We start from the raw sequence: 13,531 nt of genomic DNA, 5'->3' as shown, positions 1-13,531 counted from the left end.
AGCACCGACCCCTTTGGTCAGTGCTTAGGTTCAATCTTTTCTATGCGCTCGCAAATATCATGGAGCCAATCATAATCTCCTGTTAGCGAGGCGCAAAGCGATAAATTTTCTAGTTTTAATCGGTTCCATACATATGTCGCGTTAGCTTCCATGCACAGCATTAACTCATCCTGCTCTGCTCGCGTTAACTCTCGCGCTCTGCGTAATGTCCATAACTCCGCCATGCGTTGATGAACGGCCAACATGGTTACCAGACCCTCCTGCTTGATAAGGTGCTAACATTATGCAGTATGGACAAAGTTGGGAGCGCTGAAACAAGCGGATGATTATAAAAATTCTTAGTGCTGTGGATTGTCCTGGTGCTGGGGACGGCTAGGTTACTTCGTAGATTGAATCCCTCTTCATACCACGTACCCTACCACTCGTCATCGAAGCGTACCACTTCATATTCCACAAACATCCCCCCACACCTTGTATGCGAGCGACCTCCATCGAATCGTCTCACACCTGTGCTCCGCTAACGGGCCCCATTGCCGTTATTTCGCATAATTTGCCCCTGTTCCTTGTCCTAACGGACTCCAGAGTCGTTAACGGACAAAAATTGGTTATTTTCCACGCTAAACACGTGAATAACTGCATTGGTGTCCGTTAGAATTTCAAATGGACTATTTTTCGCCGAATAAGGTCCACTCAGTCCGTAAGCAATACGTGCGATACCTTTTCCATCGCCAAGGTTCATCTTTAATAGAAAGGTAAGCCACAGGTAATAATATCCAACGATCAAGAGCCATCAGACTATGCCGCCAACATAAATCCTTAAATCGATTTACATCCAGATCTCTTGCATGAGAGCCATAGCCTTGAATTTCAATAGCGCCATTCATGCCGCCTGGCCTGTATGCTAGATCCACATAACGGTAGCCACCGTTAAAATCACGCACCTCCCATTCAGGATACAAGTGGTCAAAATTTCTCACGGTTGGATACCAAATGGTTCGCAGAAATTCCACTGTCCCATGACCTAGCCCCTTCTCAATCAATCCCCGCCTTCTCGGATTAGCTTCCTGCATGATATTCATTTGCAGCCATTCCTCGTATTTCTGATCAAAACTTTGCATGTGCCGCACTCCTCTTGTTGACAAAATAAACACAAAAAGCCGCCCCGATACAAAGTATCGAAGCGGCGTGTTCTTCACGACCGAATTATAGTAAGTGTAACGCGAAAGAAAGAGGCTGTCCATCAGATCATTTCTGACCTTTCAAGACAGCCTCTTCAAACTCTTTTTAATTAAGGAATGTGGATAACGGAGATTTTATCAACTGGGAAAAAGAATACAGTATTATTACTTGCAAGAACAACGTTACCATTTTCAATACCTAGAAATCTACCTGTGTGGTTCGGAGTAGTACCTGCATGGATTGTGATGACTGTGCCAAGGCTGATTCGAGACAATGTAGCATATACGGAGCAACTCATCGTTTTCTCCTCCTTTCAAGCTTTATAGTATATAGTATTCTAGCGACCTTTTTTGGTATAGACGAATGACGGAAGGTATTCGTATATTTCGTATATTTGTAGATTATGGAATTCTACTCTTCCAATATTAGTTCGGACGAGGCAAACAACCACAAAACGTAAAAAAAGCCTTCCTCTCACAACATCCGTTGAGAGAGAAAGGCTTTTCATCTAGCCTATTAAGCTGTTGATTCTTCTTCATCCGAAGCACTGTCTGAATCTGTGCCTTCAAGGAAAAATTGCACAAGCTTCACATGCTTTTTCAATGATTTTTCGTGAATCAGGTTGATTTTACCGTTATCCAATGCGCCGAAGACATAAATCAATTCCTCATTCTCATGGGACCAGTCAAATCCTTCAAGAATTTGCAAGCAATCTGTCCATTCCTCATTATATTGCCCGTTCGGGAACAAGAATCGGTTCGAATAGAGCGCGATACTTTCTTGGATTACCCGATTTGCTGATGTATACTGCGCAAGACCTGGTTGCTCCGGCATCATCGGCAATAACGTATTGAAGAACTGGTGCAGGATCTCCACATATGTAGAAGGATCGTGGCGAATCTTGCGCTGAAGCTCATAAGACGGCTGCATTCTGCCTGAAAATAACATCGTAGCTGTCGCATATAACCAGCTGAAACATGTGAAATTGCGGTTAAATGACGTCAAATTACTGCGTCGCTCTACGCCGACAGCTTTGAGATACACGTTGTGATCAACAACTTGCTGAATAACCAGATTAAGCGGATCAATGGAGTCGAAAGAGTGACCGAGCTCTTTGCTCACCAACTGAACCTTGGAGTTGATGTCGCCAAACAGCTGCTGCTCTTCTTCCTCCGTTAAGCCAATGTAGATTTGCACGGCAAGCTGTGTCTCCATTAAATCAAGACGTCTGCTCTCAAGTTGATTGATCGTGCCTTCCGTTTCTTCAACTTCTTGCTTAATGTCCGCATCTTGAGGCATCTTACGCTGTTTAATCTTCAGAAGCACCAGCTTCTTCTCATAACGTCGAACTTCCTTCTGCATTTGCTCATTCACATAACCAAGCGCCAGGATGCGATGCTGTCCGTCCAAAATAGAAAGCTTCGAGCCATGCTTTAGCAAAAATTCCTTCTCGCCTTTGGACAGTTGATTCACTTCACGCAGTGAAAGCGTAACCGGACCAAAAAAGACATGATCCAACTCGCGTTCTTGCAGATACGTGGAAATTTTGCGTCTTTGCATATTGCTGAGCTTCCGCTGTACCATAGGGTCGATCATCGTATAATTGAGCAAATCCTGAACGCGCAAGGCTACGGTTGAAAGCCCGAATCTCTCGCAAAAGGGATGAATCGTCATTTTGAGGCGTAATCCTTCCATTAGCTCACATCCTCCTTATCGCTGATTAGGAAAGCATTCTGTTCCGTATAGAAATTTTTGATGAAATTATAAGCTTTCATGATACGGGTACGTCTTGGCAAACGGTCTTTCTCGTCTCCCGCATAAATGCCATTCCAATTCACATGTGGAAGTATTTTCAAAGCATGCTCAAGCGCATAACGATTGAATTTGCCTGTTTTCGTAGCTTCTTCATGGATAAACAAAGCAAGGGCAATTTGGATATTTTCCGTCCAAACAATTTCACCTTTGGCTGGCTCATCCAAATGATTCAGCAAACCGTTAAAGTAGGTTCCCGCTAAAGAGACTAGATCCTGAAGATCTTTGTCCTCATATTGGTAACCATTATTCCGGGCCGCTGATTTCATTCTGCCTTCGAACAAAGCAACCAAAATTTCAATCAGCAAGTGATAAGAGAACAAATACTCAGGCGATTTGCCGCGTTCAGAGAACATATCGACTGTCAGCTTCTGCATAGCCGGGGCTTTGGATGCAAGCTCCGTTGCAGCAACATGGTAAAATCTGCGTTGATCCCGAAGCACAGCCAAGTTGCCGCCAAGCTTGCGAGGAAGTTTGTTGATGTCCGAAAACAATTGGCGCTCTTGACGAGCATTAATGTCCAGGTACGTCATCGTGGAAATCGGGAAAGCATACAAGCGGCGAAGCTTCTCGGTGATCTCTTCCATTTTCTCGTATTCCCGACGATCTTTGGCCCGTGCCATCTGACTTTGCAACGTTTCCATAATACGTTGGAAAGCTGCCAGTCTGTGCTGACCATCCACTACGTACAACTTCTCAATCGGCTGCAAACGAAGTGCTTGCTGCTCATCGTCATATTGACCCGCGCCTCTTGCCGAGAAAATAATGCCCGGGAAGTAGATCGGTTGGCGATTTTCCAAGTACAGATTAACATAATCGATTAATTTAGAAAGATTGCGTGGAATAATCGCACGCTGAACTTCTAAATCAACTTCATAGAGTGAAAATAATTTGCTCATAGGTAATGTAGCTGCAATTGTCGCTTGCCCAAACGTCTGTCCCAGGACTCCAGGAATTTCTACAAACGATGAAGGCTTCTGCTCGGCTAAGAGCTCTGATAATGAGGAAATGGCGTCCATATGCTTACCCCTTTCAACTATTAAGGTTTAATCTTGCGCAAAAATTTAATATATCTCTCATTCTCCTATTTTTACCAAAATCTCTAATTTTCATTCTACGGTTCGAAGCCAATCTCCTATGCGTCTTGCCGCCTCAAGTAATCTGGCTTCATCCTGCACCAAAGCAATTCGTACAAAGCCTTCTCCTTCTGCTCCGAAAGCGTCTCCAGGTATAACAACGACACCAGCACGAAACAGCATTTCCCGGGAAATTTGTCGAGATGTCCATCCTTTTGGAATGGGTGCCCAGATAAACATGGTTGCCTTGGGTGGCGGTATGATCCAACCTGCATCTGCTAGAGCCGAAATAAACACATTTCGTCTTCTTTCATAAACGCCGGCAACGGAATGATCGTGTTCCATATCTTCCTCTAATGCTGCAATTCCAGCTGCTTGGATGGCTCCGAATACGCCATAATCGATATTCGATTTGAGCGTTCGCAGCGCCTTTACCGCAGCTGCATTTCCAGTTAGGAACGCGATCCGACAACCTGCCATATTAAAGCTTTTGGACAGAGAATGAAACTCGACAGCAACCTCCTTAGCGCCCTCGATCTCTAAAATGCTGATGGGCTTAAAGCCGTCAAATGCCATTTCAGAGTAGGCTAGATCGTGTACGACAAGCAATTCATGCTTTTTGGCATAGGCTATCAAATGCTCAAAAAAGGCACGATCTGCAACAGCAGACAGCGGATTGCTCGGATAGTTTAACAAGATGAATTTCGCTTTGGCAGCCACGTCTACTGGGATGTCATCTAATTGGGGCAAAAAATCATTTACAGCGCGCAGGGGTAGCAAGTAAGGTTCAACTCCCGCTAGCACGAGACTTGCCGAATATATGGGGTAACCTGGATCGGGGACAATTGCGATATCCCCAGGATCACAGAGTGAAAGCGCCAAGTGAGCAAGACCATCTTGAGAACCCATTAACGTTAAAATTTCATTGTCGGGATTAAGTTCTACACCGAATCGGAACTGGTACCACCTCGCTACCGCTTCACGAAAAGCTAAGCTGCCCTCCGATGTCGGATATCCATAGTTAGCTGGGTTGCGCACTGCCTCTGTCATGGCTTCAATAATGCGTTCTGACGGCGGTAGATCAGGACTTCCTATACCTAAATCTATGACGTCTACCCCTTGGTTCATAACCTCTCTCTTCCAATCTGCTACTTCCGAAAAAATAGCAGATCCTAACTGACTAAGCCGTTTTGATCCAATATATGTCATGATAGTTATCCTCGTTATGTTGTATTAAACAGTCAATCCATAATTCCTGCTTGATGAACCAGCCTAATCATATAAAGTAAGAACAAAATGAGCCCAAAATAAGCTGCTCCGAATTTCCAGCGGGTTTTGGTCGGAACCTCATAGTACCGCTCCTGAATACCTAAAGGTGAAAAATCGACCTGCACCTGCAGTCCTAGATAAAATCCGCTTTCTTTCTGCAAACGATCTACTTTGACTAACTGCACCCTTCGAATCAAGGCTTGCTGGGGCAAATAAGCCTGACCTTCAAAGCCAATTCCTTGCCAGTACATGACAATCGTTTGCCTGCCGTCACCTGCACCCTGTAAATCCGAATATGTCGTAAAGTCCAAATCGCGCGTGTGATTTTCACCTGGGATGATATACCCTTGCTGAAGCAAATGGTCGGCAGCAAATTCAAAGCGGGTGGAAACAGAAACTAACTGCTCCCTATGTCTGTATTTCACGTATTTCTTATACAGATCCCAGGCAAACATGGCCCAGATGACTAAGAAAATAAGTTGATTGACATAATGATCCAGGTAAAAAATAAAAACTAAACCGCCAATTAAACCGACAATCCACAACCAACGGGTTACAGCAGTTGCAATTCGACCGCCATCCAGTGGATGAATCGGCAATAAATTAATTAAATTCAGGTAAAACGCAGCATATGCTACTGAAACAATGACAGGGGAATCCACATACATGCCGAGTGCAAACGCAGCTACGCCCCCTACTGTCCCCAAAATAGGGCCTCCGATACCGATAAAAGCTTCTGTTGCGGCATCGGTCGGATTTTTTTTCATTGTTATCAATGCGCCAAGGAAGGGGATAAAGACAGGCGCCGATACAGGAAGCCCTTTCAATTTTGCTGCAAAAACATGACCAAGTTCATGAATTAGAATCATGACCACGATGCCAATGGCAAAAGGAAGTGGCGCGAGATATGCGTAAGCCCAAATCGTAATAAACATCGAGATGACGGCCCCGCCGACCTTGCCGAATTTCAGGGCTGCCAAAAGCAGCTTTCCTTGCGAGAGCAAAACCGCGAGGAAACCACCTATGGCTAGCGGTGATTTTTTGCGTGGTGGTTTCTGCTTCTGTTCCAACCTCACCTCACCCCTTTACCCAATTTTCCTCATATTCAGCTTCCTTAAAACCAACCGTAACCTTCGCTCCATCCGTCACAATAGGACGTTTGATCAATCTGCCGTTTGAAGCTAATAGTTCTAGCATTTGTTCTTGTGTCATGCCTGGCAGCTTGTCTTTCAAATTCATCTCTTTGTACACTTCACCAGAGGTGTTAAAAAACTTTTTGATACCAAGTCCGCTATCACTTAACAGCTTGGACAATTCGCTGGCAGAAGGCGGGGTCTCGAATAACGGAACATTTTCTGTGACTTCAACGTCATGCGCTTTTAACCATTTCAGGGCTGCTCGGCACGTGCCGCATTTATCATAACAATAGACTTTTACTCCCATGATGTAAGGACTCCTTTATGTATGTGGAAAGCTAATCCATAATTAATTAAAATTTTGGGCTAATTTAATTGGAAAGTCAAGTTATTCCAAACAAAAACCACCCTAAAATTTGGATGGTTTTTGTAAAACTAGTCATTTTTTTGTAGCCATGCTTGTAAACCAGCTAAATCTGCAGGAAGTGGAGCGTTAAACTCTGTCCATTCCCTTGTCCCAGGATGAACAAAACCTAGCCTAAAAGCATGCAGTGCCTGCCGATTCAGCCGCTCGCCAGCTTCTTCTGCAGCCGGGCTCGTCTCAAATTCGGGCAATGTATACATTTTGTCCCCAATAAGCGGGTGACCTAAGTGCCGCATATGTACGCGAATTTGGTGCGTTCTCCCGGTTTCGAGCCAAATACGAACTAATGCGGCCTGCGAATATTGTTCCACGACTTCGTAGTGGGTGACTGCCGAGTAACCTTGCGGAGTGACGATACGCACATGCGGTTGTTCGGGATCGCGATCGATAGGCTCATTAATCGTTCCCTTCGTCTCCTCAAAATGTCCCCATACAAAGGCCAAATATTCCTTTTTCACCTGATGCGCAATCATCTGCTCCGATATTTGTTGGTGCACATAAGGCGTCTTAGCGATCGCCAATACACCGGATGTTTCTTGATCAAGCCGGTGTACAGGCCGGAAACGACATGTAATGCCAGCCTGCTGCCAATGATACACAACACCGTTAGCAATCGTATTCACGTAATGTCCATGCGTGGGATGCACGATGATCCCAGCGTCTTTGGCGAGAATCAGCAGATGCTCATCTTCATGAAGAATATGCAGAGGAAGGTCTTGCGGCAAAATATCCTCGGACGCTTCCTCCTCCATACGAATCTCTACACGGTCTCCTGCTTTCACCTTAATGTTAATGTACTGCCTGACACCATTCACGGTAATTCCTTGCTCCGTCAATTTAATCCGGGACAGCAGCTTGCGTGAGACCATCAATCTTTTTTGCAGCACCGTCTTAAGAATAAATCCCTCTTCCTCCGGCGGCACCATATATACTAGCGGTTCATAATAGCTCATGATTTGCGTCTAAACACCTCGGCGCTGCGTATATACTCCACATCAGCAATCCCTTCGCGGTGATTCGCTGTGCGGGCAATCGTAAAGAACAGATCGGACAACCGGTTCAAGTACCTGCGTACTTCCGGGTTAATTTCTTGCGTGCGTGCGAGCGTGACGACCCTGCGCTCCGCTCTGCGGCAAACCGTGCGGCAGACATGCAGCGTAGAAGACACGCTTCCGCCGCCAGGCAAGATGAACCGCGTAATATCCGGCGTTTCCGCATCGTATTTATCGATCCACGCCTCAAGCGCATCCACCATGGCTGCCGTTACTTTATAAGGGCGCAGCTCCTGCTTCAAGAGCGCAAGATCCGATCCGCAATCGAATAGTTCATGCTGCACTTGAAGTAAATCCGGCAGTAAATCCGGATATTTGGCCGGGTCCATGAAGCTCATCGCCTGACCTACATAACAATTCAATTCGTCTGTCGTTCCGTATGCTTCAACACGAGCATCGTCTTTATCCACACGACCGCCAATTACACCTGTCTGTCCGGCATCCCCGGTGCGAGTATAAATTTTCATTCTTTGACGTCCTCCCTTTGACAAGGCTGTGATACCTTCATCATCTCATAAACCCGCTGCATATCCAAGTGACTTCTAACATGGTCAGCCAGCCTATCAAACGCAGCCTCTCTGCGTTCTTTGTAGCGGAAGCCCCCGTCAACAGACGTGAGCCCTTTCATTTTCCGAATGCGGTTTAACCAAGCTCTCCGGAAATCATCATTATGCAAAATCCCGTGTACATAAGTCCCCCAAACACGTCCCTGATTCACAGCTGCCCCGTCTCCATGCAGTTCATCATTCAAGGCGAAGGCCTCATCATTGGTATACGCTCTAATTTGAAAAGGCATGACCGTAGCTTCTAAAAACCGTGTCCGGCCCATATGAATTTCATACCCGTCAATATCAAACATCCGGCTCGCATCATCTGTAAAAAGCGAAGAGCTTCCCTGCACTTGAACCGTTCGTTTGTCTGGTGTAAATACGGTCTCTGTCGGCAAAAGCCCCATTCCTTCAAGCTCAGGTTGATCGGATTCATAACTATGCGGATCAAGCAGTCTAACGCCAAGCATCTGATACCCCGCACAAATGCCGACGACCCATCCATTCTCGGATTCTGCAAATGTTTTGATTCGAGCCGCAAGGCCGGACTCGTTCAAGTGCCGCAGATCATCCATCGTATTCTTGCTTCCCGGGAGCAAGACGACATCGGGATCTCCCCAATCGGAGAGATGCGTGATGTATCTGAAATGAACATCCTTCTCTTCCTGAAGCGGATCAAAATCCGTGAAATTAGACAGCCGAGGCAAGCGAATCACCGCTACATCCAATTGATCCTTTGACTTCTCAGGCGCGCTTTGAGCTCTCTTCAGCATGCGTTTGGAATCCAGTGAAGCGGAATCTTCATCCTCAATACCTAACTGCGGCAAATAGGGGATAACACCTAACACAGGCTTCCCTGTCTTCTCCTCCAGCCAATCCAATCCCGGTTTCAGCAGACTGACATCGCCACGGAACTTATTGATAATAAAGCCCTTCACACGATCTCGTTCTTCCGGCGTCAAAATCTCCAGTGTCCCTACAATGGATGCAAAGACACCACCCCGATCAATATCAGCGACGAGAAGCACGGGCGCATCGGCCCATCCGGCTAAACGCATGTTGACGATGTCGCGATCCTTCAGATTTACTTCAGCAGGACTCCCTGCTCCCTCCAGCACCACAATCTCATATTCGTCGCGCAGCCGCCCTAAGGCGTCTTTGACAATCGCTTCCGCCTTCGGCAGGTACGATTCCCGATAGGTTCTGGCATCTAAATCAGAATAAGGCTTGCCGTGCACAATCACCTGAGCGACCATATCCTGCTTCGGCTTAAGCAAAATAGGGTTCATATCCGTTGTTGCTAAAATACGGCAGGCATCCGCCTGAACGCCCTGCGCTCTTCCGATTTCCTTTCCGTCAAAGGTAACGTAAGAATTGAGCGACATATTTTGCGATTTGAATGGTGCTGTCTGCCAGCCATCTTGAACAAGGATACGGCATAGCGCTGCCGTTAGAATGCTTTTGCCTACATCCGAAGCTGTGCCTTGGATCATTAACGTTGCTGCTTTAGTCATGAGAAAGACCTCGATTCTGTGCCAAAGCTGCCATTGTCAAACGTAGCCCTTCGACTAAGCGCACATTATCTTCGCGAAGCCGAATAGCGACTCGGCCATATTGTTCGTTCAAGCCTTCAAAAAGCGAGGCATCTCTTATCAAAATGCCCATTTGCCCCATATGCTCTTGCGCCTGTTTCACGGTTAAGCCTAGCATTGTAGGAAAAGAAAATAATACAAAGTTCACTTCCGTAGGCACTACATCTAAGCCCAATTGCTGCAACTGATCAGTCAGCCAAGCCTTCTCATCCTGCAGCCAATGACGACTCGCCAGCTCGAATTCTTCATCCTCCAGTACTGCCGTACCGATGCGCTGAGCCAAGTAATTAACGCTCCACTGTACTTGTTGCTGCCTGATTTCCCGAATCAAATCCGGATGCGCCACCATGAACCCTAGCCGAATGCCCGGAATCGAATAAAATTTCGTCATAGAGCGAATAACGATGAGCTTCTGGCTCGTTGAAGCCAGCTTAAGCAGCGAGTGTTCCTGCTCATTTGGAACAAAGTCCATGAAGGCCTCATCAAGCACACAGCTGCGACCACTCTCTAAGAGACTATCTACGATGTTGCGTGGCAGCAACCGACCTGTCGGATTATTGGGATGGCCTAGGAAAAAGAGATCCACAGCCGAAATTGCGGCTTCTACATCCTGCTGCTGCAGCTCAAACTGATGGGAGGGCCTCAGCGGGATATTGTAAATCCTGCCCCCTGTTTTGTGGATCGCTTCCTCATACTCACTAAAGGACGGCCTCGCAAGCCCCGTCACTGAAGGCTTCAATACTCTCGCTGTCAGATCAATCAGCTCTGCTGCCCCATTGCCAACCAGGATGCTCTCCACACCAATTCCATACTTCTGAGCCAGCTTGTAACGCAATTCACGGACAGCAGGATCTGGATACTTCACGATATCTTGCCATGCATCCATCAATAATTGTTTAACAACGGGAGGTGGACCGAGCGGATTCATATTTGAGCTAAAATCGAGAAACTGATCTCTTGGCCGGCCGAACGTTTCTTCAGCAGTCCAGAGATCCCCTCCGTGTCCGTAGCGTTCTAACATGAATGTCACTCCTTTCTTTATGGGGTTGCACAAATAACGACGCCAAGCAGGAGAATTGCTTCAAGCAGCTCATTCAAAGCACCATAGGTATCTCCCGTTAGTCCCCCTAATTTACGGCTTATATAGCTTGCAATTAACCATCCTGCCATAAATGTGGCGCAGGCAAAGTAGATAGGCACAGGCCAAATCGCTGTATCAAGAGTTGTATCGTTAAACTGAACAAATATAGTTGTTGTAAACAGGGCTACTAATAACGAAATAACAACTTGCCACTTCGTAATTCCCTGGAAAAAGCTGCCCAAACCCGAATCTTTGCGCGCATAAGGCCATCCCTGAATAGCCACTGTCATAAACCACCGACTCCAAATAGGGACAATTGCCAGCAGCAAGTATCCCATACTTCCGGTGGCTCCGTCCCACTGATTGGACTCCAGCAGCGTATAGAGAAGCGCGAACTTGAGAAGCAGATGAAGGACGGCAACAATGACACCCATGGCTCCAACACGGCTATCCTTCATAATTTCAAGCATTTGCTCACGCGGCCTGTGACTGAGGATACCATCTGCAGTGTCCATTAGCCCATCCAGATGCAGCCCGCCTGTTAAGACGACCCAAAGTCCCAGAAGCAGCACAGCTGCTGGGAGTGGGGGCAGGAACAGACCTAGCCCTTCACTCGCGAGAAGCAGCAAGAGACCTATCACACCGCCGGCTAACGGATAGAAGATCACACTGCGCCGGAAGACAAGGTCTGTATAAGTCATTTGCACAGGAATCGGCAAACGCGTTAGAAATTGAAAGGCTGCGATGCAAGCACGCAGCCAATCTAGAACAATACGAGCAGTATGCACAGCAATCCTCCCATCACTACAAAGCTGACGCCGTAGAGCATTCTAACGGCGTAGACAATATCTTGCTGCGTCCGCGGACGCAGCGGCCAGCCCAGGCGGGCGCGCTCGTTCGAGACGCCGCCGTAGATGTTCAGCCCGCCAAGCTCAATTCCGAGTGCCCCGGCGACCGCCGACTCCGGAATTCCGCTATTCGGGCTGGGGTGCAGGTGCGCGAAGCGGCGTATCGCCGCCGCTGCGCGCTTCGCCGAGAGGCCCGGCTGCAGCAGGGCGACGAGAACCAGCAGGAGGCCGGTGAGCCGGGCCGGGATCCAGTTCATGACGTCGTCCCACCGGGCCGACGCCCAGCCGAAATGACGGTAACGGTCATTTCGGTAGCCGACCATCGAATCCAGCGTATTCGATGCCCTGTACAGCATAGCCATCGGCGCTCCGCCGATCAGCGCATAAAAGAGCGGCGAGATCACTGCGTCGACAATGTTCTCCGCCACGGTTTCCACAACCGCGCGCGTGAGCTCTTCTTCGCCCAAGGCATCCGTATCGCGGCCGACGATGTAGCCTGTATACTTGCGAGCGTCGGCAAGTTCGCCTTTACGCAGCGGATTGTATACGAGATAAGCGGCATCCTTTAGTCCCTTGATCGCAATCGTCGTTGAAATCAACCACGTACAGACGGCATAACCGAGCCATTCGTGAATCGAACGTGCGGCAAGAATGAGAATAAACACACTGCCGAAGCTCACCAAAACAGTAGTAGTTGTAAGCAGGACTCCTTTAAACTTCTCATGAAAGGTAGAGTCGCTTTTTTTGCGCAGCAAGTCTTCCATCCAGCGTATCCAACGCCCAATAAGGATAACGGGATGTGTCGGCCATCTGGGATCGCCAATGAACCAATCTAGTACAATGGCAGCAGCCGTCATACTGACGATCTCCTGCCAGGAATAAATCCACATCACTAATCACCGCACCGTTCATTCCATGCTCTTAAAGCTAGTTGCATCCATCATCCAGCCGGTAAGCCATTTTTTTTAGTTCTACGGGTATCCCGACCGTTACTAGGAATACCTGCTCACATACCTCAGCTAACCGCTGATTCATTCTCCCAGCTAAGTCGCGGAAGCTGCGACCCAGCGGGTATTCCGGCACAATACCGTCGCCGACTTCATTCGTAACCAAGATGAGTTGTCCGCGGTAATCCGACACCGTATTTACCAGTTGGTCAACTTGCTTCATCACCAAGGCGGAAGCATCCTGCTCACCCTCAAACTGAAGCAGCCAGTTGCTTAGCCAGAGTGTCAAACAATCGACCAAGACAACGGCCTCCTCGCCACTCTCGCCTAGCTGCTTCAAGAGCTCGCACAGCCCATACGGCTCCTCACGGGTATCCCATGGATACCCCGAGCTGAGCCTCGTCTGCTGGTGCAGACGAACCCGCTCCCTCATTTCCTCATCGTAGATGTGGGAGGTCGCGATATAGATCCCGTGCTCGCTGCGATGCATCGCGAGCTTCTCAGCGAAAGAGCTCTTGCCGCTGCGCGCGCCGCCCGTTACTAGAACCGCCATGGCGCCTTCGCCTC

14 protein-coding genes and 1 pseudogene are annotated in these 13,531 nt (G+C 47.8%); all 15 read right to left on the bottom strand.

Annotated elements, in window-relative coordinates; all coding sequences use genetic code 11:
* Positions 1-17: 17 nt before the first annotated feature.
* Positions 18-245: a DUF7667 family protein gene (locus AC58VC_RS12395; protein WP_127457765.1), complete on the bottom strand. Its 228-nt coding sequence runs from the start codon at positions 243-245 to the stop codon at positions 18-20.
* Between the two features lie 480 nt (positions 246-725).
* Positions 726-1,118 (bottom strand): annotated as a pseudogene (locus AC58VC_RS12390) (transcriptional regulator); the annotation flags it as partial.
* Positions 1,119-1,288: 170 nt separating this feature from the next.
* The gene (locus tag AC58VC_RS12385) at positions 1,289-1,477 is read right to left on the bottom strand and encodes a hypothetical protein (protein ID WP_497369088.1); all 189 of its coding nucleotides are present in this window, start codon (positions 1,475-1,477) and stop codon (positions 1,289-1,291) included.
* 218 nt (positions 1,478-1,695) lie between these two features.
* Positions 1,696-2,874: a DNA sulfur modification protein DndB gene (locus tag AC58VC_RS12380; protein ID WP_497369087.1), complete on the bottom strand. Its 1,179-nt coding sequence runs from the start codon at positions 2,872-2,874 to the stop codon at positions 1,696-1,698.
* Positions 2,874-4,010 (bottom strand): DNA sulfur modification protein DndB, encoded by a 1,137-nt coding sequence (locus tag AC58VC_RS12375; RefSeq protein ID WP_497369086.1) that lies wholly within the window; start codon positions 4,008-4,010, stop codon positions 2,874-2,876. The genes AC58VC_RS12380 and AC58VC_RS12375 overlap by 1 nt, the downstream gene beginning before the upstream one ends.
* Positions 4,011-4,100: 90 nt before the next feature.
* Complete coding sequence (locus AC58VC_RS12370; RefSeq protein ID WP_497369085.1) at positions 4,101-5,276, bottom strand: aminotransferase class I/II-fold pyridoxal phosphate-dependent enzyme; 1,176 nt, start codon at positions 5,274-5,276, stop codon at positions 4,101-4,103.
* Positions 5,277-5,308: 32 nt separating this feature from the next.
* The gene (locus tag AC58VC_RS12365; RefSeq protein ID WP_497369084.1) at positions 5,309-6,406 is read right to left on the bottom strand and encodes a site-2 protease family protein; all 1,098 of its coding nucleotides are present in this window, start codon (positions 6,404-6,406) and stop codon (positions 5,309-5,311) included.
* 7 nt (positions 6,407-6,413) lie between these two features.
* A complete protein-coding gene (locus AC58VC_RS12360; RefSeq protein ID WP_497369083.1) occupies positions 6,414-6,779 on the bottom strand; it encodes an arsenate reductase family protein in 366 nt (121 codons plus the stop codon).
* 128 nt (positions 6,780-6,907) lie between these two features.
* Complete coding sequence (locus AC58VC_RS12355; protein WP_497369082.1) at positions 6,908-7,849, bottom strand: RluA family pseudouridine synthase; 942 nt, start codon at positions 7,847-7,849, stop codon at positions 6,908-6,910.
* Positions 7,846-8,415 (bottom strand): cob(I)yrinic acid a,c-diamide adenosyltransferase, encoded by a 570-nt coding sequence (locus tag AC58VC_RS12350; protein WP_497369081.1) that lies wholly within the window; start codon positions 8,413-8,415, stop codon positions 7,846-7,848. Before AC58VC_RS12350 ends, AC58VC_RS12355 begins: the two co-directional genes overlap by 4 nt.
* Positions 8,412-10,010 carry a cobyric acid synthase gene (locus AC58VC_RS12345; protein ID WP_497369080.1) on the bottom strand — a complete coding sequence of 533 codons (1,599 nt, stop codon included), beginning with the start codon at positions 10,008-10,010 and terminating at the stop codon, positions 8,412-8,414. The genes AC58VC_RS12350 and AC58VC_RS12345 overlap by 4 nt, the downstream gene beginning before the upstream one ends.
* The gene (gene cobD / locus AC58VC_RS12340) at positions 10,003-11,109 is read right to left on the bottom strand and encodes a threonine-phosphate decarboxylase CobD (RefSeq protein ID WP_497369079.1); all 1,107 of its coding nucleotides are present in this window, start codon (positions 11,107-11,109) and stop codon (positions 10,003-10,005) included. The genes AC58VC_RS12345 and cobD overlap by 8 nt, the downstream gene beginning before the upstream one ends.
* 17 nt (positions 11,110-11,126) lie before the next feature.
* Positions 11,127-11,957 (bottom strand): adenosylcobinamide-GDP ribazoletransferase, encoded by an 831-nt coding sequence (gene cobS, locus AC58VC_RS12335; RefSeq protein ID WP_497369078.1) that lies wholly within the window; start codon positions 11,955-11,957, stop codon positions 11,127-11,129.
* Positions 11,933-12,907, bottom strand: coding sequence for an adenosylcobinamide-phosphate synthase CbiB (cbiB, locus tag AC58VC_RS12330; protein ID WP_497369077.1), 975 nt, complete (start codon positions 12,905-12,907; stop codon positions 11,933-11,935). Before cbiB ends, cobS begins: the two co-directional genes overlap by 25 nt.
* Before the next feature lie 37 nt (positions 12,908-12,944).
* On the bottom strand, positions 12,945-13,517 hold the full coding sequence (cobU, locus tag AC58VC_RS12325) for a bifunctional adenosylcobinamide kinase/adenosylcobinamide-phosphate guanylyltransferase (protein WP_497369076.1): 573 nt from the start codon (positions 13,515-13,517) through the stop codon (positions 12,945-12,947).
* Between the last annotated feature and the right edge of the window lie 14 nt (positions 13,518-13,531).

It is taken from the genome of Paenibacillus sp. J22R67, assembly GCF_059692175.1.
This window is presented reverse-complemented; position numbering and strand designations above follow the sequence as displayed.